The sequence below is a fragment of the Pseudomonas antarctica genome, assembly GCF_900624995.1.
GTDB lineage: Bacteria > Pseudomonadota > Gammaproteobacteria > Pseudomonadales > Pseudomonadaceae > Aquipseudomonas > Aquipseudomonas antarctica.
On the sequence record NZ_UYXQ01000007.1, the window covers coordinates 1 to 24663 of the forward strand.

A 24663-nucleotide genomic window follows, 5' to 3' on the forward strand; every position below is an offset into this window, starting at 1 on the left:
GGGTAAACCGGCAGGACGCCGGTTTAGCCGCGATGGGCCAAGGATGGCCCATGGCGGCGGCCCACGGTCCAAAGCCTGCGTGAGGGCACACCGAGCCTAGGCGAGGTGCCGAGTGGTGGGGCAAGAGCGTTTTGGTTACTTTTGCGCTCTTTCAAAAGTGACCCGCTGTAAGAGCGGAACCCATAGCCGCCGTTACCCAAATAACGGATATGTACCCAGCGCCCCCGCGACAACCAAAGCATTCAACCCATAAAAAGATGTGTAGATACCTATGCTGCGATAGCACCACCTCGAGATGCCTGATACACCGAGTCGCCTGTATCGCAGGCGAGCCAGTTCCCACAATCAGAAGAACCGCGTAACGCTGATCTTCGCATCGCGGCCTTTGGTGTAGGCACGGTCGCCGCTCAAGGCCGGGCGGAAGTTGTTGTTGAACAGGTTGTCCACGGTGAAATTCACCTCGGTGCCTTTCAGGTAAGCCTGTTGCGGCTTCCATTTGGCGAACAGGCCTTGGGTGTTGTAGGCCTTGTTGCCGTATTGGTCGTAGAACAGGTCGCCCACGCTACTGCCCGGGCCGCCGGAATATTTGTCGCTGGGCAAGCGGTCGGTCGCACCGATGAACTGACCCATCCAGCCCACCTGGGCATCCCACGCCGGAATGTGGGTGCCCAGTACCAGCACCCACTTGGTCGGTGGAATGTCGCGTGCTGCCACGTTCGGGCCCCATGGGTTGGTGTAGGCGCCTTCGTGTTCGCCCTTGGCGTAGGCGAACGACACCGAGCCGAACAGGTAGGTGGAGTTGTAGAACGATTCCAGCTCAAAGCCCTTAATGGTCAGGCTGCCGATGTTGCGGTAGTTGGACATCGCGCCCGGTGGGCAGGCGCTGGAAACCGTGCCGCCATTGACGGCCTGGTTTTGGCAGCCAACGCCGGTGGCCTTGAAGATTTCGTCTTCAACTGTGTTGTGGAACAGCGTGGTGCGCACTTGCAGGTTGTCGTCCTGAGCGATCAGGTTATCGAAGCTGACGACGCTGCCCACGGTGATCGAGGTGATGCGTTCCGGGTCGAGGTCGACGCTGGTGGCGGTGCGGCTGCCCAGGCCTTGCACTTCATACTGCTCGTCGATGACCGGCGCGCGCCAGGTCTTGCTCCAGTTGGCGAACAGTCCCAGGTGCGGGTTGACGTTCCAGAACAGCGCCAGGCGCGGTGACCAACCGGTGTAGGTGCGGTCGCTGTAATCGTGGCCGACGGCCGGGTTTGGGCTGCTGTAGTACGGCGCATCGTTGGCTTCGCCGCGATTGCGCACATGGTCGTAGCGCAGGGACGGGGTGATGGTCACATCGCCAACGGTCACCGCATCCTGCACAAAGAAGCTATTGGTGTCGACTTTGCCGTGGGGCATGAAGCCTGGCTGGAAGTGCCCGTAGTTGTAGCGCGCGGTGTCGTAGGTTTTACCGGGCATCCACATCTCGGTTTCGCGGATGTGCTTGCGGACCTGCCCGCCGACGGTGACTGCATGCTGCAAGGGGCCGGTGTCAAACAGGCTGACGTTGCGGATATCGAGGTTCTTGTCGGTGTAGGACGTGTCCATCTTGCGCCCGCCGGTGGCCAGTTGGAAAAACGCGCTGGCGTTGCGCTCGTCGGTCTGGTCGGTGTTGGACTGCGAATACTTGACGGTCAGGTCTACCAGCGGGTTGTCCAGCGGTTGGTATTCATACTTGCCCGACCAGGTGGTGTCGACGGTGTCGCGGTGGGCTAAAAAACGCGTCAACGCGCCTTCGTAGCCGTAGCGGTCGATCTGGGCCTGGGTCGGCGGCGCCGGGTAGCTGGCGGCGGAAAACGGTGTCCAGCGGTTGCTGTGGGAGCGCGAGTAGGAAAGCCCGACACTGTGCTCATCGGTCAGGTGCGCGTTGACCTTGAACAATTTGCCGTCCACATCCTGGGCGCTGTTGGGCAGGCGCTGAGGGTTGATCGGGAACAGGTTGTCCTCGTTGGGCAGCTTGGCGGCCACCTTCATGTCGCCGCCGTCGCGTTGGGTCAGGTAGGCCAGGGCGTCGAAGCGACCGTCGTCGGTGCGGCCATACACGGCGCCGCTGTAGACCTGTTCGTGGTCGTTGCTGGAGTAACCGTACTTGAGCATCGCGCCGCTGTTGTGCCCATCTTTGAGCAAGTCCGGGGCATCCTTGGTGGTCATGTTCACTGTGCCGCCAAAACCGCCGTTGCCGGTGAACGGCGAGTTGGGGCCTTTCTCGACCTCGATGCTCTTGATCAGCTCGGGCTCGATAAACACCGTGCCTTGTTGATAGCGCTCAAAGCCACTTTTGGTGGCGCCATCGACGGTCATCGGCACGTCTTCGGCATCGCCGAAACCACGGATGTTGATGGTCTGGCCGCCGGGTTTCAGCGAGCCGCCCTGGCTCACGCCGGGCAAGGTCTGCAACAGGCTGGGGATGTTATTGGACTGGTAGCGATCGATGTCGGCCTGGCTCAGGGTGGAGCGGTTGACGGTGTTGGAATCGACGTCGTTTCCGGTGCCGATCACGCTGAGCGCGTCCAGCTCGATTGCCCCACTGTGGGTGGGCTTGCCTTCATCGGGGCGTACCACGTAGGTGGTGCCGACCTTGATCAGGGTGAACGCGCCGTTTTTCAGCAGGTTGTGAATCGCTACTTCCGGGGTGAACTCGCCATTGAGCGCTGGCGCCTGCACGTTCTCGAGCAGTGTTTCATCGAACAGCAGCTGTATTTTCGCTTGCTGCGCCACCTGGCTCAGGGATGTGGCCAGCGACTGGGCGGGCAGTTGCAGCTTGAACGACTCGGCCTGGGCACTGAGGCTCAACGCCATGCAGCTGGCAATAAGGGTCGGTCGAAGAAACAGGTGCGTAGCGTGGCAAGGCGCGCGAAACATGAAATCCCCCGGGGTGGCTAAGTTGCCAAAAAGGTGTGCGTATCAAACACAGTCGGGAGGAAGACGGGGCAGGTTAAAAAAACCACACATGCGAATGCAAAATATTCTCAACCGTGGGTTCGCCTGCGTTACTTGTTCGGTTCGATTCTCACAATGCCATCGGCTGAGGCCACCGTTTTCACTGGCAGCAGGGCCGGCAGGGCGTTGAGCAGGGCGTCCGGGTCATTCACATCCAGATTGCCCGAGACCTTCAGTTGCGCCACGGCTTTGCTGACCTGCAACGGTGCCTGCGGCCGGTAAAGGCTCAGCTCATCGATCAGGCTGGCCAGGTCGCGGTTGCGAAATGACAAGTGCCCGCTGCGCCAATCCGCCACTTCCTCAGCCGTGAGGGTTTGTTGTTGCACCGTGCCCTTGGCGTAGCTGTAGGCCGCGCGTTGTTGGGCGCCAAGTAAGGTCACCGGGCTTTTGCTGTCGGGCGCGAAGGCCACTTGGCCATGGGCAACGCTGACCACCAGTTGCTGCTGGCTGCGCCGCACATCGAAACCGGTGCCGACCACCCGCACATCCGCCTCGCCGGCTTGCACGTACAGCGGCCGTTCCTTATCGGCGGCCACTTCGATGTACAGCTGGCCCTTGTCCAAATGAAGGAGGCGTTGGTGAGCGCTGAAGTCTACGCGCAGCCGCGTGTTGGCATTCACATACAGCGTGCTGCCATCGGGCAGATTCAGGGTGCGCATGCCTTTGGCGTGGGCGGCGATTTGGCTGTGGTAAAGCTCGCGAGGCGCGCCGATGTGCGTGGCCAGCACGGCGCAAACCAGCGCGGCGGCGACGGCCAGGGCAGGGCGCCAGACAGAAGGCTTGCGCGTGGGCAGCGGCACGGGTTTGTTCAGTTGCTGCAATTGGCCGAGGTCGGCCCACAGTTGTTCGAACTCGGCATACGCGCGGGCATGGGCAGGCACGGCCTGCCAGGCGGCAAAGGCTTTGCGATCGGCACGCCCCATGTCGCTGCGGTTGCGGGCAAACCAGCTGGCGGCTTGGGCATCGATGGAGTCACTCGCTTCGATGTCTAGCGCGTCGATGTCGCTCAGGCGGTTCATTCTGGCTGCTCCGTGCCGGGTTCGTGTTGAAGGCGTCGCTTGCAATGCAGCAGGGCAAACGCGATGTGCTTTTCCACCATGCTGGTGGAAATGCCCATGCGCTCGGCAATCTGCGCCTGGCTCAGGCCTTCGAAGCGGTGCAGCATAAGGGCTTCTCGCCTGCGGGGCGAGAGTTCGGCGAGGACTTCTTTCAACTGTTCCAAGCGTTGCAAGCGCTGCAAGCGCTGCGCGGCGACCATGGGCTCGTTTTGCTCATCGGTGACCGGCTCGGCGTCCCTTTCGTTGGGGGCAAGGTGGACGGTCTGCCGTACCTTCTGCTTACGCCAGTGATCGCGCAGCAGGTTGCGCGCCATCTGGAACAGAAACGCCCGTGGCTGCTCGACCTTGGCCCGGTCGCGGTAGTCCAGCCATTGGGTAAAGACATCCTGGGTCATGTCCGCCGCGTCGCTGGCGTTGTCCGTGCGTTTGCGCAGGAAATACAGGATGTCTGCATAAAACCCGCGAAAGGCATCGGTCGACAACGGGTCGGGCTTGGGACGAGACATGGATATCCTTCTTGACGAAGCACGACGTAGAAAAGCCGCGAATGATATCGAGAATTATTGTCATTTGTCTCTAGGTGAGTGTGGCTCGCTCAAAATGTGGGAGGGGGCTTGCGCTCGATGGCAGTGTGTCAGCCCATGAATGTGGCGACTGATTCACTGCAATCGGGAGCAAGCCTCCTCCCACATTTGATTCTCTTTGTTCCGGGAGATCAGCGTTCAACGGGGACGGACAACGCGCTATTACCCAACGGATGCGTGCGCGCCGCAAAGAATTTCAAGTCCACGCCGCTGCCCTCAAATAGCTGCGAATAGCGGCGCTTCTGCTGGCGAATAAACCCATCGCTGCGCCCCGACACCGAAATCGCCAGGGTTGTAATCCTGGCCTGGCGAAGCGCATCCACCAGGTGCTTATCCTGCGGCCCGAGGTCCTGGCCGAAGATGCACAGCGCACCTGCATGGCTGAGCAACTGCTCGTAACAGAACGACAAGTAGTCCGAACTGCGGATGGTTTTGAGCTTCTCTTGCACCTTGCCTTCGCTGACAAACAGCGGCACATCATCCAGGGTCTTGATCGTGTTGTTGATCGCAAAACTGCTGAGCAGAATGCTGTCGGTGGACGGCAATTTTCGCGCCGTACCGTCGAGGTTGCGCACCAGGTGCAGGCCGCCGTGCAGGTAGAGGATGCGCGTGGCCTCGGTGCGGGTGTTGCGCAGGTCGAAGCTGGCATCGGCGCTGCGGAACAGATCGTCGATGCCTGGCGTGTGCAGGATCGCCCAAGCGTTGAGCAGGTCGTAATTGCTGGTGAATACCGTGGAGTAGCGAGCCAGTTCCGCGTTGATCGTCGCCAGCGTTGACGGCTGCACCAAGCGCCACGGAATGTGCACGGCGTGGAGGGTATTGATCAGCGCTTCCTTGATCGCGTAGTAGCGATTGCGCGGCGCCGCCGAGCTGACTGCCAGGGCCTTGTTGACCCGGCTGGTGGTCTTCAACGCGCCCAGCGCCTGCTCGAAACTGCGGGTTTGCAGGGCGTCGAACACACTCAGCTCGGATTGGCTGAGGGGTTTTTCTTCGACGGTACGGGCGTTTTCGAACAGAGAGTCGTAGGCAAAGTCTTCCCAAATCGTGCGGCTCGCGCCATTGCCGATCAGAATCCCACTGAAGTCGACGGCGCTGCGCAGCGCGCTCCAGTCTTCAAGGTGGGCGTCAATATCGTGGAAATCCTTCATTGCGGCGGGTCTACTCGAAATCGGCTGGGTGGTGACTTTATCACGAGCGGGCGTTGATCCTGATCAAGATGGCGCAGGCAAGTCAGGTTGATTCTGTAGGCATAACGCCTCTGAGGATTGACCATGAGAAGCACCTTCTTTATTCCCGCCGTCAACATCATGGGCACCGACTGCCTCGACGAGGCCATGATTGCCATCCGCAACTACGGTTTTCGCAAGGCTCTGATCGTCACTGATGCGGGCCTTGCCAAGGCCGGCGTGGCCAGCATGATCGCCGAGAAGCTGGCGATGCAGGATATCGACTCGGTCATCTACGACGGCGCCAAGCCCAACCCCAATGTGGAAAACGTCGAGAAGGGCCTGGCGCTGTTGCAGCATAGCCAGTGCGATTTCGTAGTGTCCCTGGGCGGCGGTTCGCCCCATGACTGTGCCAAGGGCATCGCGCTGTGCGCCACCAATGGTGGGCATATCGGCGACTACGAAGGCGTCGACCAATCCAGCAAGCCGCAACTGCCACTGGTGGCCATCAACACCACCGCGGGCACCGCCAGCGAGATGACCCGCTTCTGCATCATCACCGACGAAACCCGCCACGTGAAAATGGCCATCGTCGACCGTAACGTCACGCCGTTGTTGTCGGTCAACGACCCGGCGCTGATGGTCGGCATGCCCAAGGGCTTAACCGCCGCGACCGGCATGGACGCCCTGACGCATGCCATCGAAGCTTACGTTTCTACCGCCGCCAACCCGATTACCGACGCTTGTGCGATCAAGGCCATTGAGCTGATCAGCGCCAACCTGCGTCTGGTGGTGCGTGATGGCACCGACAAAGCCGCGCGGGAAAACATGGCCTATGCGCAGTTCCTCGCCGGGATGGCATTCAACAATGCCTCCCTGGGTTTTGTGCATGCCATGGCCCACCAACTCGGCGGCCTCTACGACTTGCCCCACGGTGTGTGCAACGCGGTCTTGTTGCCCCACGTGCAAAGCTTCAACGCCAGCGTTTGCGCCAAGCGCTTGAGTGACGTGGCGCGCGCATTGGGCGCCGATATCAAAGGAATTACCCCGGAAGAGGGTGCCCAAGCTGCCATCGCCGCCATTCGCACCTTGGCCCAGGATGTTGAGATTCCCGCCGGCTTGCGTGAGCTGGGCGCCAAGTTGCAGGACATTCCGTTGCTGGCCACCCATGCGTTGAAGGACGCCTGTGGGCTGACCAACCCACGGCGGGCGGATCAGCGGCAGATCGAGGAGATCTTTCGCAGCGCTTTCTAAAAGGGGCAGCCACACGCTGCAGACGGTAAGCTACAAGCTGAACTGCATTTAACTTAAGCATGAAGCTTGCGGCTTGCCGCTGAGGTCCCCCAATGAGAGTTCTGTTATTCGGCGCTACCGGCATGGTCGGCCAAGGCGTGCTGCGCGAGTGCCTGCTGGCTGCTGACGTACAGGAAGTCGTCGCCGTTGGCCGCACGGCCCTCACCCAGGAGCACGGCAAGCTGCACCAGGTGCTGCACAGTGACATGCTGGATTTCCAGCCGCTGGAAAACCTGCTGCAAGGTTTTGATGCGTGTTTCTTCTGTCTCGGCGTTTCGTCAGCGGGCATGAATGAAGCCAAGTACACCCACCTCACCTATGACTTGACGCTGGTCGCGGCCAGCACCTTGGCACGACTCAATCCGCAGATGACCTTTATCTACGTGTCCGGCGCCGGCACCGACAGCTCCGAGGCGGGCAAGTCGATGTGGGCGCGGGTCAAGGGCAAGACCGAAAACGCTTTGTTGCGCTTGCCGTTCAAGGCGGTGTACCTGTTTCGGCCGGGGGTGATTCAGCCGTTGCATGGCGTGCGTTCGAAAACGCCGCTGTACCAATCCTTCTATTGCGTACTCGGGCCGGCGCTCTCTTTCGTACGTCGGGTCAACCCGGGCTGGGTCGTGAGCACCGAGACCGTCGGCCAAGCGATGTTGGCTGCCGTGCGCCATGGTGCGCCGCACGCGGTGGTGGAGCAGGCCGACATCAATCGCCTGGCAGCCGAGCGTCACTGATGCTGCACAAGAGCTGGGTGCGTCGCCTGGACTTGATCACCTTGCAACTCTTCGTTGCAGTGTTCGAGGAAGGCACGCTGACCCGCGCAGCTGCCCGCGAGGCCGTTGCGGTGTCCGCGGCGAGCAAGCGTCTGATGGCGCTGGAACACGTGCTGGGCGTCAGCCTGTTCGTGCGTCGGGCTAAGGGCATGGACCTCACCGCTGCGAGCGAAACCCTGTTGCACCCTGCGCGGCAGATGCTGTTCAACGTCGAAAAAATCGGCCTGGAGCTGGGCGAGCACAGCCATGGCGTGCGAGGTTATGTGCGCATGCTGGCCAATCTGTCGGCGATCATTCAGTTCCTACCCGAAGACATGCGGCCGCGCGCGAGGCGGGCAAGCCCGGCTCCCACCTATGAATGCGATCACCTGTGGGGGCGGGCTTGCCCGCGATAGCGATCGAGTCAACGCCGTGATTGTATTGTTGTTCGTGTTTTGCGAACGCTCGTTGCCAACTGACGGTTGGATTTTTCCTACGGCTGTCCTCTAGCCTAGGCCACACATTTCAAGAATAAGAGGCACACCCCATGACGGCTCCATTGAACGGTATCAAGGTGATTGAGATCGGCACCCTGATTGCCGCGCCGTTCGCCGCCCGGTTGATGGCCGAGTTCGGCGCCGAGGTGATCAAGATCGAAGCCATGGGCCAGGGCGACCCACTTCGAAAATGGCGAAAACTGCACGAAGGCACGTCGCTTTGGTGGTACCTGCAATCGCGCAACAAGAAGTCCCTGGCCCTGGACCTCAAGTCCCCGGAAGGCCTTGGCCTGATCAAACAACTGCTCGGCGACGCCGACGTACTGATTGAAAACCTGCGCCCTGGCGGCCTGGAAAAACTCGGCCTGGGCTGGGATGTGTTGCACGCCCTCAACCCCAAGCTGACCCTGGTACGCATCTCCGGCTACGGCCAGACCGGCCCTTACCGCGACCGCCCAGGCTTCGGAGCCATCGGCGAGGCCATGGGCGGCATTCGCTACACCACTGGCAACCCTGATTCGCCACCGGCGCGAGTGGGCGTGAGCCTGGGCGACTCCCTCGCTTCCCTGCACGGCGTGATCGGCGCGCTGATGTCGCTGCTGCGGGTCAAGACCGGGCAGGGCGACGGGCAGGTTGTCGATGTGTCCCTGGCCGAAAGCGTGTTCAACCTGATGGAAAGCCTGGTGCCCGAATACGACATGCTCGGCCATGTGCGCGAACGCAGCGGCGGCGCCTTGCCCGGCATCGCGCCCTCCAACACCTACCTGACTGCCGATGGCACTTACGTGGTGATCGCCGGCAACAGCGACCCGATCTATAAGCGCCTGATGACCACCATCGGCCGCGCCGACTTGGCCGAAGCGCCGGAGTTTGCTCATAACGATGGCCGTGCGGCGAAGAGCGGGCTGCTTGACGCGGCGATTACCCACTGGACCAGCAGCCTGCCCATCGACCAAGTGCTCAGCGCTCTGGAAGCGGCCGAAGTGCCAGCCGGGCGCATCTACTCGGCGGCCGATATTGTCAGTGACCCGCACTACCAGGCGCGCGGCATGTTGCTCAATGCCGTACTGCCCGGCGGCGTGTCGGTAAAAATGCCCGGCATCGTGCCCAAGCTTTCCGAAACCCCAGGCGCGGTGAACTGGCAAGGCCCGACACTGGGCCAGCACACCGACGACATCCTCGCCGGGCTGGGCCTGACCGGTGCCGATATCCAACGCTTGAAAACCACGGGAGTGGTGCAATGATCACCGACTATTGCGACCCGCTGATCGTGCAGGAAGTGTCGCCGCGCGACGGCCTGCAAATCGAACCGACCTGGGTCGAGACGGCCGACAAAATCGCGCTGATCAACCAGCTGTCGTTGGCCGGCTTTTCGCGGATCGAAGCCGGTTCATTCGTCTCGCCCAAAGCCATTCCTGCATTGCGCGATGGCGAGCAAGTGTTCCAGGGCATCGCGCGCACGCCGGGTGTGATCTACGTGGCGCTGATCCCCAACCTCAAAGGCGCCCAGCGTGCCATCGAATCCCGGGCCGATGAGTTGAACCTGGTGATGTCCGCCAGCCAGACCCACAACCTGGCCAATATGCGCATGCGTTGCGAGGCGTCATTGGCAGCGTTTGGCGATATCGTCAGCTTCGCCGCCGACTACCCGGTGCACCTCAACGGTAGCATCGCCACCACCTTCGGTTGCCCGTTTGAAGGCAAGATTGATGAAGACCGCGTGCTGCAAATCGTCGACGCCTACCGCGAGTTGGGCATCCAGGGCATCACGCTTGCCGACACCACTGGCATGGCCAACCCGCGCCAGGTGCAACGTCTGGTCAAGCGTGTGCTGGCGCGCGTTCCGGCCAGCGACCTGACCCTGCATTTTCACAACACCCGCGGCCTGGGTTTGTGCAATGTGCTGGCGGCTTATGAAGCTGGCGCACGGCGTTTTGATGCCGCGCTGGGTGGCCTCGGCGGCTGCCCGTTTGCGCCGGGGGCTTCGGGCAATATCTGCACCGAAGATTTGCTCAACCTGTGTGACGAAGTCGGTATTCACACCGGTATCGACCTGCCGCACGTGCTGCACATGTCCCGCCGCCTACCGGCTCTGCTCGGCCATGAGTTGCCTGGCCAAGTGGCGAAAGCCGGGCGCAACGGCGACCTGCATCTGCCGCCGGCTTACATCGCCACGCTGTAATGCCGCACCCGACAACAAAAACAATCGGGTGCCTTTGAGCAGCCCACTGGAGAGAAAGCATGAGCACTAATACGTTGGAGGCGCGCGCGCGCCCAGCCGCTCAAATCGATACCGAAAAAGCCCTGGTCAGCCCGCAGTTGCCAGTACACGGGCGGGCGTGCTGCTGAACTGAATCAACACCACCGCGCCAATCAATAACAACGCCCCCAACACACGGGGCGTTGTTAGTTGGCGCTCCATCAGGCCGAACAGCCCAAAGTGGTCGAGCAGCAGTGCGGCCAGAATCTGCCCTGCCATGGCTAGCGCGATAAAACCCGACGCGCCGAGCCTGGGCAGCAGCATCAACGCCAGGGAAATAAAGCACACGCCAAATGCACCGCCGGCCCACATCCACAGCGGTGCTTTAGTGATAAACGCCAGGCTCGGCAGTGGTAAACGCAACGCCAGAATCACCGGCAGCAGCACGATAATGCTCACCAACAGTGACGCCAGCGTGGCCCACAATGGGTGGCCCAGCCCGCGCCCGAGGTTGGCATTGATCGCACTTTGAAACGGCACTACCGCCCCGGCGATTACCGCCAGCGCCAACAAACCCAGCCAATACAACGTCGTCATTTCAAATCTCCCAAAGGTTTTGCTGGACTCTAGGCTATTCGTCGCGCAAATTTAAATTCAAAGTTCTTATGCTGGGTATGCAGCTGATGAATGATCTGCGCCGTATCGACCTCAACCTGCTGGTAGTCCTGGATGCCTTGCTCAGCGAGCAACACGTCACCCGTGCTGCTGAGCGTCTGCACCTGAGCCAGCCAGCGGTCAGCCATGCGTTGGCGCGCCTGCGGGATGTGTTGAATGACCCGTTGCTGGTGCGCCAGGGCGGCACATTTGTGCCGACCGCGCGCGCTCTGGAATTGGCTGGGCCGTTGGCCGAAGCCCTGGCCCAGGTGCAGGCGCTGCTGGCGCCGAACCGGTTTGACCCGGCGTCGGCCAAGCGCAGATTTCGCGTGGCAATGTCGGACTACAGCGCGGCGATTTTGCTACCCGGTTTGGTCCGCGTCCTGCGTCATGAGGCGCCCGGCATCGACCTGCAAATCATCCAGGCCAGCCGCGAAGGCATGGTGGACGGCGTGCTCAATGGCGACATTGACCTGGCCGCTGGGGTCTTTCCTGATATGCCCGCCGAACTGCGCACCACACTGTTGTTCGAGGAGCATTACACCTGCCTGGTAGACCGCGACAGCCTGCCGGCAAACGGCACGCTCGACCTGCCCACCTACCTGTCACGCCCCCATGTGCTGCTGGAAATGCGCGGCAGCGGCACCCCGGAAATCGAGCGGGCGTTGACGGCGATTCGTGAGCGGCGGCATGTGGCGATCAGCCTGCCGCATTGGGGCGTGGCGCCGCAGTTGATCCAGGGCACCGACCTGATTTTGACGGTGTCATCCAGAGGCGTACCCAACATCGATCAGCAGCATTTGCTGGCCGTGCCGCCGCCGTTTCATATTCCCTCGTTTGCCTTTGAGCTGGCGTGGCATGCGCGGCGGGGTGGGGATTCGGGGTTGCAGTGGTTGATTGGGCAGGTACAGGGTGTATTGTCCGAAAGCCACCGATAACAGGAAGCCCACCATGCTCTCAGGCCTCAACCACCTGACCCTTGCCGTCACCGATTTGAACCGCAGCGTCAACTTCTATCACCAGGTGCTGCACCTTCAAATCGACGCCACCTGGGACAACGGTGCCTACCTCTCATTGCCCGGTTTGTGGCTGTGTTTGTCGCTCGATCCCTCGCGTCAGTCAGAACCCGCAGCGGAGTACACCCACTACGCGTTCACCGCCGCTGCCAGTGATTTCCCCGCGCTGGTGGCGCGCCTGCGCGCGGCAAAGGTCCAGGAGTGGCGCGACAACCGCAGTGAAGGCGCCTCGTTCTACTTTCTCGACCCCGATGGCCACAGCTCGAAGTGCACGTCGGCGATTTAGCCTCGCGCCTGCACGCCTGTCGCGCCAAGCCGTATGCCGGAATGAAGTTTTACCCATAGCCCCAGAACGTGCAGAATCCTTGCACCTCTCAACCGTCTGTCAGAGTCGCGCCCATGACCCCATCCTTGCTGCTCGCCGTCCTCGCTTCGGGTTTTATCTACGGGATTACCCCAGGCCCGGGCGTCCTGGCCGTGTTCGGCATTGGCGCTGCGCGTGGCCGCCGCGCCGGTGCGGGTTTTCTGTGCGGGCATTTGCTGGGGGACGTGGTGTGGTGCAGTACTGCGCTGATCGCCATTGTTGGTGCGCGGGAAGTCGGCAGCAGTGCCTTTGATGTACTTGGTGTGCTCAGCGGCTTGTATTTGTTCTGGCTCGGCTGGCGCGCCATTCGCACCCAGCGTCGCAGCAGCGATGCACCTCAGGGCGCGGCGCGGCATCCGTTCTGGCACGGCATTCTGTTCGGCTTGACCAACCCCAAAGCCTACCCGGTGGCGGTGGCGACATTTACCGCGCTGCTGTCCAGCCGTGCCGAGTTGCTGACCTGGGCGATGCTGCCGTCGTTGATCTTCCTGAGCTTCGTCGGTGGCGTGCTGGCCTACGCCATTCTGATCGGCGTGGTGGGCGCCCAGCGCGTGCGCACGGTGTATCAGCGCCATGAAATCCTGATCACTAAACTGTGCGGTGTGATGTTCATCGGCTTCGCCATTAATGCGCTGGCGCATGCATTGCCCGGCCTGTTCGGCAGCAAACCGGCCTGATGCGACGACGACCGTTCGTCGCACTGGGAAGTTTTTTCTAAACCTTTGCTGCCCTGAAAATTCGAATTCAGGGCGGGTGTATTTTCCCGCACTTATTTTTGCCCTGGAGGAACCCATCATGAGCCGCATGGCTATCCGGTTACGCACCGCCAGTTTCGCGATGCTGCTGGGCCTCGGCGCCAGCAATGCTCTCGCCCAGTCGCCTGCTGAATTCATCGAGCAGGCTTCGGCCATAGGTATGGCCGATATCGAAACCAGTCGCATGGCCCACGCCAAAACCTCGTCCCAGGAAATCAAGGACTACACCATCGAGGTGATTAACGAGCGCACCTTGGCCAACCAGCATCTGGCGGCGATCGCCAAGAAGCTCGACTTGCCGGTGGCGCCGCGCGAGAAGATCGTCGACAAGGCCGAAACCCTGATGCCCGAGCTCAAGGATGGCGACACCTTTGACGCCGCCTACACCGCGCAGCAGGTCAAGGAAAACGAAGACGCGATCGCCTTGTTCAAACAGGAAGGTGCGGCCTCGGATGTGCCGGAGATAAAAGCGCTGGTGGACGAGACGCTGCCTAAGCTGCAAGAGCGTCTGCAAAAAGCCCGTGCCCTGGCGTCGACTTACGGTAAAGGTCATCAAGGCGACGGTTGATTCATTTGCGGTGAACTGAAAAAAACGGCGGTTTGGTCAAGTCCAACCGCCGTTTTTTTTATGCCTGGTTCAGGTCGGTTTTATTCGCTACCGCGTCATCGACCATGTCACCGCAGCTGCTGTTGAGGCTGACGCTGCCGGTGGCGCCGATGCTGCGGTATTCCTTGCGCAGTTTTTCCAGCTCTTTGCGGTCCAGCCCGTCCAGGCTCAACACCGCGTTCTGCGCATCCTTGGAAACGCGCAGCAGCTCATCAATCTTGATATGCAGGATGTCGTTATCGCGGTTTTGCGTGTTCTGGATCAGGAACACCATCAGGAAGGTGATGATGGTGGTCGAGGTGTTGATAATCAGTTGCCAGGTGTCGTTATAGTGAAAATACGGCCCGCTCAGGCTCCACAGCAAAATCAGTGCAACGGCGGCGTAAAACGTCCGGGCACTGCCTGCCCAGCGCGACAGAGACTGCGAGACAGCGGAGAATTTCATGACCTTTTTCCTTAACGGGTGGGTGATGAAATGATGGACCGCAGCCGTGCTTTGAAATTTCTTTTTACATTTTGGCGCGTGAACAAAGTTGTGCGTTTTTGTCGCGACGTGTTCAGAGCGCCAGCGCTGCCTGGCGCGTACCTTCCAGGGCGAGCAGATATTGCTTGGTCTCAAGCCCTCCGGCAAACCCGGTCAGCCCGCCTGAAGCGCCGATGACACGGTGGCACGGTGCGATGATCGAGATCGGGTTGCGGCCGTTGGCAGCGCCCACCGCACGCACGGCTTTGGGGTTGCCGATCTGCTGGGCGATCTGGCTGTAGCTGCGGGTTTCGCCAAAGGGGATGGTCAGCAGCGCCTGCCAGACTTGTTTTTGAAACGCGGTGCCGGTGAAATCCAGTTCCAGTTCAAACTGGTTGCGGGTGCCAGCGAAATACTCTCGCAACTGGCGCTCGGCTTCCAACAACACCGGGCTGTCGTTGGCCTCCTGCAATTCACCCAAACGCACACGGTTAGCACGCTCTGTTTCCCACAGGATGGCGCTGAGTTTGCCGTCGCGCGCGACCAAGGTGAGCTGGCCGACGGGGGAGGGCATGAGCTTGTATTCGTAGGACATGAGCTGATTCCTCGAAGGGCATTTAACAGGTACGGCGCTACTGTAGTTCTCCCCGCCGGGCTGGAAACTACGTTTCTTGCGATCAAATTCTCCCTGAGTTTAGAGGCTCCAGTAAACCCAATCGGAGCCGTGCGGGTACCCGTAGAACCAGGCGATTCTATAAAGCCCCTTGAGTATTGAGACCTCGCCAATTGCCACTGGCGAAATCACAGTGAGCCGCGTGACGATCAACGCGAATACGCCCAGGCGTCGGCTTATGGCGCCAGGCAAGCCTTACGCCATAAGCCGAAGCAGCAATAGCGCCCAGCACCATGAGCAACCCAAGGGGAAATGGCAGCCTTACAAACGAGACTAATAATGGCAACACCACGGCCCGGGCGCAGCCAGCGTACTGTGGGTTGGCCGCATGCACGCTAACTTTTTGTGCGCTGGGAATCGGCGCGCTATCTTGCGCAAGGATCTCGAAGAGCCCTTTCAACGGTTGAAATTGCGATGGGGTAAAGCATGTCTATTGCCCTCCGGGGACGGTCAGCTGAGCAGATAGTCTGCACATACTGAACGCAAGGGCAGCCAGAAAATGCAAAGCGTTTTAGAGCGATGCGCTCAGCGTAAACGGAATACGCAACGCGCCGATCGGCCCTTCCCGTGCACCGCACATTTCATCGTGCACGCACTGCTGGACCAGCACGCAGGGAAACGGCGGAACCCGTTGCAACAGGTCGCGCAAATGCGTGGTGGAACCGATGCGCATCGGTTTAGCATCATCGTCCAGCAGCGTCATTTCGACATGATCCAACCTGACGCGCGCGATGTAGAAACCACCTTCCAGCGACAGCAGTTCCAGCTCACGCACTTCGCCTTTTACCGCCAGTTCGGTCAGCATTTTCATATTCATGATTCACCCTCACTCTCGGTCGTTTATTGGCGACGGAAAAACAACGTGATCTGGCCCCATTCGACGCCGAACTTGGTCATGCTGGAACGGTTGATCAAGGTGTCTTCGTCCATCAAGTACATCCAGTCATCAAAGCTGACTTCGTACACTGAACCATCCACCGGCAGGTTGAGCCGGTAGCGCCAACGCAGCGCGTTGCCCGCCACTTCGCCAATCGCCTCGCCGACCACATCACCTGCACGACCGCGCCAGCGCCCCGGGCCATCGGGTGTCAACGTCCACACTCGCTGTTGGCGCGTACCATCGCTGTACAGGAAGCGCTCGTCGAGAATCAAGGCGTTGCCCTCGCGCCGGCTGGCGATATTCACTTCAAAGCGCTTGGCCACTTCGCCCGAACGCTTCTGGAAAATCCCCCAGGCCTTGACGGGTTTGCTGAAGAAACGTTGCAGGTCCAGCTGCGGCTGTTGGTCGGCGTAGTGGTCGACCCCTACGTTGCCGCAACTGCTTACACTCAACACCAGCAACAATGAAACCAGTAGACGTGTCATTGCCCGGCTCCGGGATCGTACGTGGCGAAGCGCCAACGCTCAGACTTAATACTTGTACAGAAATATTGATTTGTACAGGTTTGACCGGACGAATGACTGATCGCTTAAATCGCGCCCATAAAAAAACCGGTCACATGGACCGGTTTTTTACGCGTCCCTCGTCAGAACTATACTGACGTGAGTGCACTATGTGAGTGGAGCGGGTAGAGGGAATCGAACCCTCAACTAAAGCTTGGGAAGCTTTCGTTTTGCCACTAAACTATACCCGCTCAGAGCGGCTGACTTTGTACCAGATGTTCGCCGGAATTTGAAGTTTTTCTTCGAAAAATGTGTGGGTTGCGTTCATCACGCCAGTCGACGAACAGGCCTCATACCGGCGCACGCTGGTGTGGGAGCGGGTTTACCTGCGATGGCCTGCACCTGAGTGCGACTGACACACCCAGGCGTTTGCCTCACCGGCAAGCCCGGCTCCCTCATAAGCGGTTCAGATCGCAAAGGCATGCTGCGTCTGGCCATGGTGATAGCGCAACCGGCTGGCCTGCCGCTCGGGTTTCAAAAAGCCCACCACCGCGTCCCGGCTGTCCCGGCACGCCGCCTTATGCTCCATATCCAGAAAGTGCCCGGTGGCCTGGATGGTGCTGAAGCTGCTCTTGGCCACATGCTGGCCAAACAGCTTGGCCTCTTCGGCGCTGGTGTATTCGTCCCATTCGCCATTTAAAAACAGCACCGGAATGTCGATCTGCCGGGCCGCCTTGAGGTAGCACAGCCGGTCGCTGTTGAGCACGTGGCTGATGTGAAAGTGCATCTGCCCGTATTCGTGCTCGGCCAGGTTGCTGACGTGTTTGTGGTTGAAACGCTTGAACAGCGACGGCAGGTGTTTGCCGAGGGTGCTGTTGACCAGGTGGCCGACGCGCTCGCGGTCGAGGTTGCCGAGGTAGTCGACGCCGCGTTCGAGGTAGTCGCGCATCGGCGCGTTGATCACCGGGGAGAACGAGCTGATCACCGCCTTTTCCACACGGCGCGGGCGCTCTGCGAGGGCGACCAGGGCGGCGGCGCCACCCCAGGAAAACGACAGCACGTGTTCGGCGGCGAAATGGTCGATGAGTTCCAGCAGAATCTGGCCTTCGACTTCCTTCGTCAGCATCTGCTCGTGGCGGTTATGGATTTTGGAGCGGCCAGCGTAGGGCTGGTCGTACAAAACCACATTGAATTGCGGGTACAGGCTTTTCACGGTTTGGGCGAAAGAGGCCGTGGTGGCCATGGAGCCGTTGACCAGGATGATGGTCTTTGCCGCAGCATCCGCGCGATAGAACTCCGTGTAAACCCGATACTGACCCTGTATATCCAACACAGCGATTTCTGGCCTCATGTCGTAAGACTCCTGGCAAGCGGGTAGGGCGCGCAGATCAGTCTGCACACGCTTTATGACAGGTAGGCATACGCCTGGAAGATGAGCGCCCATGTCGGCCCGATGACGGCTGGCCGACGGCTGTTGTTAGGGCGGGCTGTTTGCCGCAAAGGCCCTTGGATCAAGCGCGGGCGGGGCAAGGTGTTTCTTGGAGGTTATCGGCGACTCGCCAGTCATATTTTGGCTGACGTCTTGATTCAAGCAGCGCAGACGCCAGGTCGCAAGGCGCCGAACTGGTTTTTTGCCATCACCGGCCGAACGGTCATCAAACCCTTCGGATTTCGTTGTCAGTCAGTGCCCGATATTCGCCCGGCGCAAGCGCATCATCCAGCACCAGCGGCCCCATCCGCTCACGGTGCAGGCCGATCACCTTGTTATCAAAGTGGCCGAACATGCGCTTGACCTGGTGATAGCGGCCTTCGATGATGCTCAGCCGCGCCGTCCTTGGGCCTAACAGTTCCAACTCGGCGGGCTGAGTGGTGAGGTCTTCAAACGCAAAATACAGGCCCGCAGCAAACGTCACCGCGTACTCAGGGGTGATGTCTTGTTCGGTTTGCACGAGGTAAACCTTGGGCAATTTGGTCTGCGGTTGGGTCAGGCGTCGCGACCACTGGCCGTCGTTGGTGATGAGCATCAGCCCGGTGGTGTTGAAATCCAGACGACCGGCGATATGCAGCTCGCTCGGATCCGGCTCATCCAACAGATCAAGCACCGTGGGGTGCACCGGGTCGGCTGTGGCGCTCACGCAGCCTTGAGGTTTGTGCAGCATGAAATAGCGCGCTGGTTTGCCGACTTGCAGCACTTCATCGTCAACACACACGCAGCTGAACTCACGCACTTCGTGGTGTGGATCGCTGACCGCTACGCCATCGACCGTCACCCGTCGCTCAACCAGCAGTAAGCGCACTTGCTGGCGATTGAAACGCGGCAGGTTGCTGAGGAAACGATCAACGCGCATTACTTCGGCGCAACCCCACGCAATTGCGCATCCACCTGGGCACACCGTGGGCATAGGCAGGCGGTGTTGCGCAGTTCATCCGCCAGCGCTTGTAGCACCGCCGGGTCGATGGTGACGCTGTAGCACCAGCACGCTTGGTCGGCGGTGCGCGGGTCGGCCAGGGTGCAGTCGTTACGCGCACCGCAGGCGGGGCAGAGGGTTGGCGTGGTCATGTCGGTTCGGGCTGTATCGCGCAGTTTCCAGCACGATACAGCGCCGCCCCGCTATTGCAAGCTATGCAGGTAGCCGCGCCAGCCGCCGAAGTGGCTGATGTCCACCGCGCCCGCCAGGCCGTAGGGCTCGCAGATGAAGCCGCTTTCCCAGCGCCCGTCCGCCAGTTGCACCTTGCCCAGGCCCAGTGGCGCGGGGATGCCGGTGAGGAATGAGCCGAGTTCGCGGCTCGGCAATTCCCACACCTCAACCTCGACGGCCACGCCGCCTTCGCTCACCCGCAGCATGCCGGGGCGATAAGGCGGCCCGCCGGCCAGGGCGAACAGTTGATAGTCCGCCGAGCTGTGGGTGCGCTCCAGCAAGCGTGCACCACGGCGCACTAATTGGCCGTTCAGCGCCAACCCTTGCAAGTGCGCGCCGCACACCACCAGCCGCGTCATGTCATGGCTGGCGATACCTGCTGGCGCGCTGAGCGATGCATCCTGTTGGCGCTGCAGCGCATCGGCCACGCCCAGCAGGTATTGATCGGTAAATGCGCGACCAAACAGCGTCACACCCCAAGGCAAACCGTTATGCATAAAGCCGCTGGGCACGGCGACGGCCGCGTAATCCAGCAGGTTCATGAAGTTGGTGTAATAGCCCAGTTCGGCGTTGCGCAGCACGGGTTCGGCGCGCAATTCCTCGAGGGTAACCGGGCGACCGATAGTCGGCGTCAGCACGCAATCGAGCCCTTCCAATAACACGTCACATTGGGCTTTCAAGGCTTGCAGACGGTATTGCGCACGGAAGGTGTCTACGCCACTCACCGCCGGCGCCTTGGCCAACACGGCACGGATTACTGGCAGCACCGCCTCGGGTTCACGTGCCATCAGTTCACCGGCGACGCTGTAGCGCTCGGCCACCCACGGCCCTTCATAGAGCAGGCACGCGGCTTCGAGGAAGGGTGACAGGTCGAGCGTAACCGGCTCGCCGCCGAGGGCAATCATGCGGGCGATGGCCTGCTGGAGCAGGTGTGGGCCTTGCTCGCAGCCGAAGAACTCCAGGTCCTCTGCACGCGGCACACCAAAACGAAACGGCCTCGGAGCGCCAAACGCGCAAGCGTCATTCCACGCCGGGTTCTGCCTGCTGTAGGTATCCAGTGGGTCGAGCTTGGCAGTCAACGCCAGCAAGTGGCTGGCCTCGCGCGCGGTGCGGGTAAAGGTGGTGACGCAATCCAGCGTGCGGCACGCTGGCACCACGCCCGCCGTGGAGATCAGCCCTTTGCTCGCCTTGAGCCCCACCAGGTTATTCAACGCCGCCGGCACCCGCCCGGAACCGGCGGTGTCGGTGCCCAGGGCAAAGCTCGCCACGCCCAGGGCGACGGCCAACGACGACCCGGCACTGGAACCGCCCGACGGATAGTCGGGCAATACACTGTTGGGGCACGCGCCAAAGGGCGAGCGGCTGCCATTGAGCCCGGTGGCGAACTGATCCAGGTTGGTCTTGCCCAGCGGCACCGCGCCCAGCGCGATCAGTTGCTCGACAATCGTCGCACTGCGCGTCGGTACATAAGCAAATGCCGGGCAGGCCGCCGTGGTCGGAATGCCCGCCAGGTCGATGTTGTCCTTGATCGCAAACGGCACGCCGAACAACGGCAATTCGGACGGCTCGCGAGCGTCCAGTGCCGCCAGGTACGGCTCCAGTTCCGCCACGCTGAGCAGATGAATAAACAGGTGATAGTCAGGGTTCAGATGCGCGGCTTTTTCGCGCAGTTGCAGCAAAAGCTCGCGGGGTGTGATGTCGCCGCTGAGGTAGGCATTGCGCAGGTTATCCAATTGCAGATTCATGGCTTGTCCGCCTGTTGAAAAAGAAAAGTCAGTCACGTTCCAGCACCACCACCCGTTGCCCGGCGGCAATGCCACTGCCGGGTTGCACCGGGATCTCGCGCACGGTGCCAGCGCAGGGCGCCACCACCGGGATTTCCATTTTCATCGACTCAAGAATCACCAGCACATCGCCGGCTGAAACCCGATTCCCGGTAGTCACCTGAACCTGCCAGAGGTTGCCGGCGAGAGGGCTGTCGACGCTGACCTCGTTGGCCAGCAGCGGCGTGTCTTTACCGCTTGGCGCAGCCAGCTCTTCACTGTCGTAATGCGCCTGGCCGCTGGCGATCCAACGCTCGCGCTCGGCGTTAAAAGCGTGCTGCTGATGCTCGCGAAAGGCGCCGATGCTCGACGCTTCGCGCGCCAGAAAAGCCTGGTAATCCGCGAGGTTCAACTGGCTGTGCTCGATGCTCAGGGCAAAGCGCCCCAGTGGGAAGTCACGGCGGATCTGCACCAGCTCATCAGCCGTCACCGGATAAAAACGAATCTGATCAAAGAAGCGCAGCAACCATGGCTTGCCGTCAAACGCTGCCACTTCCCGATAGCGATTCCACATCTGCAACGTGCGGCCCACAAACTGATAACCGCCAGGGCCTTCCATGCCATACACACACAAGTAGGCACCACCGATGCCCACCGAGTTTTCGGCGGTCCAGGTGCGGGCCGGGTTGTATTTGGTGGTCACCAAGCGGTGGCGTGGGTCCAGCGGCGTGGCCACCGGCGCGCCGAGGTAGACGTCGCCCAGGCCCATCACCAAGTAGCTGGCGTCGAACACGGTGTGACGTACTTCATCGAGGTTCGCCAGGTCGTTGATACGGCGGATGAACTCCAGGTTGCTCGGGCACCACGGCGCGTCTTTGCGCACGGTGGTCATGTATTTTTCGATGGCCAGTTGGCAGGCCGGGTCGTCCCACGACAGCGGCAAATGCACGATGCGCGACGGCACTTGCAGGTTTTGCGTGGCGCACACGGTGGCCCATTCGGTAGTGATCAGCGCCAGCAGGTCGGCCAGGGGCAGTTGTTCGGGCTGGTAGTGAATTTGCAGCGAGCGGATGCCCGGGGTCAGGTCGATCACGCCGTACAGGGCGCGGGTTTGCAGGGCTTGCATCAGGGCGTGGGCGCGAAAGCGCAGCACCAGGTCGAGTTCAGGCGCGCCGATTTCCAGCAGCAGGTGGGTGTCACCGGCGAGTCGGGCGACGAGGCGGGTGTCATCTTCACCGATGTCCAACACCACTGGCGACTCGATCAACTGTGGGAGCGGGCTTACTCGCGAATGCATCACCGCGGTTTGACTGACACACCGAGCCGTCTGCATCGCGGGCAAGCCCGGCTCCCACAGTTGGTCCCATTTCAGGGCGAGGTCGCGTGCGGTCTTGAGATCCACCGGTTCGAACCTGATTTTGTCTCCCGCCTTCAACTGCCCCAACTGCCACAGGTCCGCCTCTATCACCGTCACCGGGCACACAAACCCACCCAGGCTCGGCCCATCCGGTCCGAGGATCACCGGCATATCCCCAGTAAAATCCACCGCCCCAATCGCATAAGGATTGTCATGAATATTCGACGGATGCAGCCCGGCTTCGCCGCCGTCCGTGCGCGCCCATTCAGGCTTCGGCCCGATCAGCCGCACCCCGGTGCGGCTGGAGTTGAAGTGCACTTCCCACTGGGTGGCGAAGAAGGTATCGATGTACTCAGGCAGGAAATATTCCGGCGCGCCGTGAGGGCCATAAATGACGCGCAGTGTGCGTACCTCAGTCAGCGGTTCACAGACCAACTGCTGCCCGGCGTTGAGGTCTGCCAATGGCAACAGATGCAACACATCACCGGCCCGTAAAGCGCGCCCGCCATGCCCGCCAAACTGACCGAGGGTGAAGGTGCTTTTGCTGCCCAGGTAGTTCGGCACTTGCAGCCCGCCACGCACGCATAAGTAACTGCGCGCACCGCTACCGGCGATAGTGCCAAGGCTCAACACCGCCCCCGCCTGAATTAACAGCGCGGTATTCATCGGCACGGCCTGGTCATTCAACCGCAGTGGAATATCCGCCCCGGTCACCGCCACAACCGCCGCGCAGTTGAAGCGCAGCAGTGGCCCACTCATGGTGATTTCCAGCGCCGCCGCCCCGTCGCTATTGCCTAGCAAGCGGTTACCCAAGCGCAGCGCACGGCTGTCCATCGGGCCGGATGGCGGTACGCCGACCGCCCAATAACCGAGGCGGCCTGGATAGTCCTGCACACTGGTTTGTGTGCCAGCGCTGAGCACTTCAAACGTGTCGGCGGTGTACACCAGGTTTTCCAGGCAGCGCGTCCACGGCTGGCCACTGGCGAAGGGCTCGGCAAGCAGGATCTGGCGCAGGTAATCGCGGTTGGTTTGCACGCCATAGAGTTGGCTGTGGCTCAGTGCCTGATGCAAATCCAGACGCGCCTGTTCGCGGGTAGGCGCCCAGGTGATGAGCTTGGCGATCATCGGGTCGAAATACGCTGGGATCTCGCAGCCAGCTTCCACCCAGGTGTCGATCCGTAGGCCTTCGGCCGCCGGGAAATCGACGCGAGTCAACAGGCCCGGGCTCGGCTGGAAGTCCTTGCCCGGGTCTTCCGCATACAGCCGTGCCTGAATCGCATGGCCGTGGGGGTTCACATCCAAGGTATTCAACGGCGGCATTTCGCCTGCCGCCAGTTGCACCATCCAGCGCACCAGGTCCACGCCCCAGACTTGCTCGGTCACGCCGTGTTCCACCTGCAACCGCGTGTTCACTTCGAGGAAGTAGAAGCGGCCATCGGCGCTATCAAAGATAAATTCCACGGTGCCGGCGCTGCGGTAATTTACGGCCTTGGCCAGGGTGATGGCAGCCGCGCACAAGGCCTCGGCCATGCCGTCGGGCAGGTTCGGCGCCGGAGTTTCTTCGAGGACTTTCTGGTTGCGCCGCTGCACGGAACAGTCGCGTACACCGAGGGCGATCACTTCACCTGCGCCGTCGCCGAACACCTGCACTTCCAGGTGGCGGGCGTGCTGGATGTACTTCTCGATGAATACACCGGCGTCGCTGAAATTGTTCTGCCCCAGGCGTTTGACCGCCTCGAACGATTCGCCCAACTCGGCTGCGCTGCGGCACACGCGCATGCCGATACCGCCACCGCCGGCGGTGCTTTTGAGCATCACCGGGTAGCCCACCGTGTTGGCCGCCAACAACGCCGCGTCGAGGCTGTCGAGCAGTTCGGTGCCTTCCAGCAAGGGGATCTGATGGTGCTTGGCCAAGGCGCGGGCAGTGTGCTTGAGGCCGAATACGCGTAACTGTTCAGGCGTCGGCCCGACGAAGGCAATACCGGCGCTTTCGCAGGCTTGCGCAAAGGCGGCGTTTTCCGAAAGGAAGCCGTAGCCGGGGTGGATGGCCTTGGCGCCACAGGCCTTGGCGGTGGCGAGGATTTTCTCCACCGCCAGATAGGTGCCGGCCGCCGCGCCTTCACCGAGGCTGTAGGCCTCGTCGGCTTGCTGGATATGCAGGCTGGCGGCATCGGCTTCGGCGTACACGGCGACGCCCTTGACCTGCAGCTCGGGCAAGGTGCGCAGAATGCGGCAGGCGATAGCGCCACGGTTGGCGATCAACAGTTTTTCGAACATGGCAAAACCCTGCGGGCCGTCCCGCATGTGGGGGTACGCGCCAGGGTCGTCCATGGCGCAAATCTTTGGAGTTGATGGTGATCAACTGTGGGGGCCGGGCTTGCCCGAGATGGCGGTGGGTCTGTCACCTTATTTATTGGCTGATTAACCGCCATCGCAGGCAAGCCAGCTCCCACAAGGAACCTT

At 61.1% G+C, this 24663-nt stretch carries 21 protein-coding genes, 1 tRNA gene and 3 pseudogenes; 9 read left to right on the forward strand and 16 right to left on the reverse strand.

Features of this window, described 5'->3' with window-relative positions; all coding sequences use genetic code 11:
* Positions 1-345: 345 nt before the first annotated feature.
* From E0F99_RS07140 to E0F99_RS07155, 4 genes are all read right to left on the reverse strand, one after another.
* Positions 346-2904 (reverse strand): TonB-dependent receptor, encoded by a 2559-nt coding sequence (locus E0F99_RS07140; protein WP_083359692.1) that lies wholly within the window; start codon positions 2902-2904, stop codon positions 346-348.
* A 128-nt stretch (positions 2905-3032) separates the two neighbouring features.
* Positions 3033-4001, reverse strand: a complete 969-nt coding sequence (locus E0F99_RS07145) for a FecR family protein (protein WP_083359691.1) — start codon at positions 3999-4001, stop codon at positions 3033-3035.
* Positions 3998-4546, reverse strand: coding sequence for an RNA polymerase sigma factor (locus E0F99_RS07150; protein WP_083359690.1), 549 nt, complete (start codon positions 4544-4546; stop codon positions 3998-4000). The genes E0F99_RS07145 and E0F99_RS07150 overlap by 4 nt, the downstream gene beginning before the upstream one ends.
* A 209-nt stretch (positions 4547-4755) precedes the next feature.
* The gene (locus tag E0F99_RS07155; protein WP_083359689.1) at positions 4756-5772 is read right to left on the reverse strand and encodes a DUF4917 family protein; all 1017 of its coding nucleotides are present in this window, start codon (positions 5770-5772) and stop codon (positions 4756-4758) included.
* A 123-nt stretch (positions 5773-5895) separates the two neighbouring features.
* Between E0F99_RS07155 and yiaY the strand changes: the two genes are divergently transcribed.
* The 5 genes and pseudogenes from yiaY (at position 5896) to E0F99_RS07180 (ending at position 10508) form a co-directional block, all read left to right on the forward strand.
* A complete protein-coding gene (yiaY, locus tag E0F99_RS07160) occupies positions 5896-7044 on the forward strand; it encodes an L-threonine dehydrogenase (RefSeq protein ID WP_130908736.1) in 1149 nt (382 codons plus the stop codon).
* 92 nt (positions 7045-7136) lie between these two features.
* The gene (locus tag E0F99_RS07165) at positions 7137-7811 is read left to right on the forward strand and encodes an NAD(P)H-binding protein (RefSeq protein ID WP_083359687.1); all 675 of its coding nucleotides are present in this window, start codon (positions 7137-7139) and stop codon (positions 7809-7811) included.
* A pseudogene (locus tag E0F99_RS07170) lies at positions 7811-8185 on the forward strand (LysR family transcriptional regulator); the annotation flags it as partial. The gene E0F99_RS07165 and the pseudogene E0F99_RS07170, both read left to right, overlap by 1 nt.
* Positions 8186-8376: 191 nt before the next feature.
* Entirely contained in the window at positions 8377-9570 is a 1194-nt protein-coding gene (locus tag E0F99_RS07175) for a CaiB/BaiF CoA transferase family protein (RefSeq protein ID WP_083359686.1), read from the forward strand.
* Positions 9567-10508, forward strand: coding sequence for a hydroxymethylglutaryl-CoA lyase (locus tag E0F99_RS07180; RefSeq protein ID WP_083359685.1), 942 nt, complete (start codon positions 9567-9569; stop codon positions 10506-10508). The genes E0F99_RS07175 and E0F99_RS07180 overlap by 4 nt, the downstream gene beginning before the upstream one ends.
* Positions 10509-10634: 126 nt before the next feature.
* On the opposite strand, the gene E0F99_RS07185 is transcribed toward E0F99_RS07180, so the two are convergent.
* Positions 10635-11123: a DMT family transporter gene (locus E0F99_RS07185; protein ID WP_083359684.1), complete on the reverse strand. Its 489-nt coding sequence runs from the start codon at positions 11121-11123 to the stop codon at positions 10635-10637.
* Between the two features lie 77 nt (positions 11124-11200).
* Here E0F99_RS07185 and E0F99_RS07190 point away from each other — a divergent pair, with 77 nt between their 5' ends.
* The 4 genes and pseudogenes from E0F99_RS07190 (at position 11201) to E0F99_RS07205 (ending at position 13883) form a co-directional block, all read left to right on the forward strand.
* Complete coding sequence (locus E0F99_RS07190; RefSeq protein ID WP_408003408.1) at positions 11201-12118, forward strand: LysR substrate-binding domain-containing protein; 918 nt, start codon at positions 11201-11203, stop codon at positions 12116-12118.
* Between the two features lie 13 nt (positions 12119-12131).
* Positions 12132-12541 (forward strand): annotated as a pseudogene (gene fos / locus E0F99_RS07195) (fosfomycin resistance glutathione transferase).
* Between the two features lie 54 nt (positions 12542-12595).
* Positions 12596-13237: a LysE family translocator gene (locus tag E0F99_RS07200; RefSeq protein ID WP_083359682.1), complete on the forward strand. Its 642-nt coding sequence runs from the start codon at positions 12596-12598 to the stop codon at positions 13235-13237.
* Positions 13238-13355: 118 nt separating this feature from the next.
* Complete coding sequence (locus E0F99_RS07205; protein ID WP_083359681.1) at positions 13356-13883, forward strand: DUF4142 domain-containing protein; 528 nt, start codon at positions 13356-13358, stop codon at positions 13881-13883.
* A gap of 58 nt (positions 13884-13941) precedes the next feature.
* On the opposite strand, the gene E0F99_RS07210 is transcribed toward E0F99_RS07205, so the two are convergent.
* The 11 genes and pseudogenes from E0F99_RS07210 to uca all read right to left on the reverse strand — a co-directional run bounded on the left by E0F99_RS07210 (position 13942) and on the right by uca (position 24477).
* A complete protein-coding gene (locus E0F99_RS07210; protein WP_083359680.1) occupies positions 13942-14367 on the reverse strand; it encodes a low affinity iron permease family protein in 426 nt (141 codons plus the stop codon).
* Between the two features lie 112 nt (positions 14368-14479).
* Positions 14480-14980: a methylated-DNA--[protein]-cysteine S-methyltransferase gene (locus E0F99_RS07215; RefSeq protein WP_083359679.1), complete on the reverse strand. Its 501-nt coding sequence runs from the start codon at positions 14978-14980 to the stop codon at positions 14480-14482.
* A gap of 364 nt (positions 14981-15344) precedes the next feature.
* Positions 15345-15452 (reverse strand): annotated as a pseudogene (locus E0F99_RS30390) (type II toxin-antitoxin system HicB family antitoxin); the annotation flags it as partial.
* A gap of 117 nt (positions 15453-15569) precedes the next feature.
* Positions 15570-15875 (reverse strand): DUF6482 family protein, encoded by a 306-nt coding sequence (locus E0F99_RS07225; RefSeq protein ID WP_083359678.1) that lies wholly within the window; start codon positions 15873-15875, stop codon positions 15570-15572.
* A 23-nt stretch (positions 15876-15898) separates the two neighbouring features.
* Positions 15899-16423 carry a DUF3833 domain-containing protein gene (locus tag E0F99_RS07230; protein ID WP_083359677.1) on the reverse strand — a complete coding sequence of 175 codons (525 nt, stop codon included), beginning with the start codon at positions 16421-16423 and terminating at the stop codon, positions 15899-15901.
* Positions 16424-16618: 195 nt separating this feature from the next.
* Positions 16619-16692: transfer RNA gene (locus tag E0F99_RS07235), tRNA-Gly, on the reverse strand.
* Between the two features lie 215 nt (positions 16693-16907).
* The gene (locus E0F99_RS07240; RefSeq protein WP_083359676.1) at positions 16908-17792 is read right to left on the reverse strand and encodes an alpha/beta fold hydrolase; all 885 of its coding nucleotides are present in this window, start codon (positions 17790-17792) and stop codon (positions 16908-16910) included.
* 304 nt (positions 17793-18096) lie between these two features.
* Entirely contained in the window at positions 18097-18789 is a 693-nt protein-coding gene (locus E0F99_RS07245; RefSeq protein WP_083359675.1) for a pseudouridine synthase, read from the reverse strand.
* Positions 18789-19001 carry a cysteine-rich CWC family protein gene (locus E0F99_RS07250; protein ID WP_083359674.1) on the reverse strand — a complete coding sequence of 71 codons (213 nt, stop codon included), beginning with the start codon at positions 18999-19001 and terminating at the stop codon, positions 18789-18791. The genes E0F99_RS07245 and E0F99_RS07250 overlap by 1 nt, the downstream gene beginning before the upstream one ends.
* A 51-nt stretch (positions 19002-19052) precedes the next feature.
* Positions 19053-20825, reverse strand: coding sequence for an allophanate hydrolase (atzF, locus tag E0F99_RS07255; RefSeq protein WP_083359673.1), 1773 nt, complete (start codon positions 20823-20825; stop codon positions 19053-19055).
* A 28-nt stretch (positions 20826-20853) separates the two neighbouring features.
* Complete coding sequence (uca, locus tag E0F99_RS07260; protein WP_083360489.1) at positions 20854-24477, reverse strand: urea carboxylase; 3624 nt, start codon at positions 24475-24477, stop codon at positions 20854-20856.
* Between the last annotated feature and the right edge of the window lie 186 nt (positions 24478-24663).

Coding starts and splice junctions, on each gene's coding strand:
- E0F99_RS07155 (WP_083359689.1), bottom strand. CDS start 5,772: ATGAAGGATTTCCACGATATTGACGCCCACCTTGAAGACTGGAGCGCG.
- E0F99_RS07200 (WP_083359682.1), top strand. CDS start 12,596: ATGACCCCATCCTTGCTGCTCGCCGTCCTCGCTTCGGGTTTTATCTAC.
- E0F99_RS07245 (WP_083359675.1), bottom strand. CDS start 18,789: ATGCGCGTTGATCGTTTCCTCAGCAACCTGCCGCGTTTCAATCGCCAG.
- E0F99_RS07225 (WP_083359678.1), bottom strand. CDS start 15,875: ATGAATATGAAAATGCTGACCGAACTGGCGGTAAAAGGCGAAGTGCGT.
- E0F99_RS07145 (WP_083359691.1), bottom strand. CDS start 4,001: ATGAACCGCCTGAGCGACATCGACGCGCTAGACATCGAAGCGAGTGAC.
- yiaY (WP_130908736.1), top strand. CDS start 5,896: ATGAGAAGCACCTTCTTTATTCCCGCCGTCAACATCATGGGCACCGAC.
- E0F99_RS07165 (WP_083359687.1), top strand. CDS start 7,137: ATGAGAGTTCTGTTATTCGGCGCTACCGGCATGGTCGGCCAAGGCGTG.
- E0F99_RS07215 (WP_083359679.1), bottom strand. CDS start 14,980: ATGTCCTACGAATACAAGCTCATGCCCTCCCCCGTCGGCCAGCTCACC.
- E0F99_RS07140 (WP_083359692.1), bottom strand. CDS start 2,904: ATGTTTCGCGCGCCTTGCCACGCTACGCACCTGTTTCTTCGACCGACC.
- atzF (WP_083359673.1), bottom strand. CDS start 20,825: ATGAATCTGCAATTGGATAACCTGCGCAATGCCTACCTCAGCGGCGAC.
- E0F99_RS07175 (WP_083359686.1), top strand. CDS start 8,377: ATGACGGCTCCATTGAACGGTATCAAGGTGATTGAGATCGGCACCCTG.
- E0F99_RS07180 (WP_083359685.1), top strand. CDS start 9,567: ATGATCACCGACTATTGCGACCCGCTGATCGTGCAGGAAGTGTCGCCG.
- E0F99_RS07240 (WP_083359676.1), bottom strand. CDS start 17,792: ATGAGGCCAGAAATCGCTGTGTTGGATATACAGGGTCAGTATCGGGTT.
- uca (WP_083360489.1), bottom strand. CDS start 24,477: ATGTTCGAAAAACTGTTGATCGCCAACCGTGGCGCTATCGCCTGCCGC.
- E0F99_RS07190 (WP_408003408.1), top strand. CDS start 11,201: ATGCAGCTGATGAATGATCTGCGCCGTATCGACCTCAACCTGCTGGTA.
- E0F99_RS07205 (WP_083359681.1), top strand. CDS start 13,356: ATGAGCCGCATGGCTATCCGGTTACGCACCGCCAGTTTCGCGATGCTG.
- E0F99_RS07150 (WP_083359690.1), bottom strand. CDS start 4,546: ATGTCTCGTCCCAAGCCCGACCCGTTGTCGACCGATGCCTTTCGCGGG.
- E0F99_RS07210 (WP_083359680.1), bottom strand. CDS start 14,367: ATGAAATTCTCCGCTGTCTCGCAGTCTCTGTCGCGCTGGGCAGGCAGT.
- E0F99_RS07250 (WP_083359674.1), bottom strand. CDS start 19,001: ATGACCACGCCAACCCTCTGCCCCGCCTGCGGTGCGCGTAACGACTGC.
- E0F99_RS07185 (WP_083359684.1), bottom strand. CDS start 11,123: ATGACGACGTTGTATTGGCTGGGTTTGTTGGCGCTGGCGGTAATCGCC.
- E0F99_RS07230 (WP_083359677.1), bottom strand. CDS start 16,423: ATGACACGTCTACTGGTTTCATTGTTGCTGGTGTTGAGTGTAAGCAGT.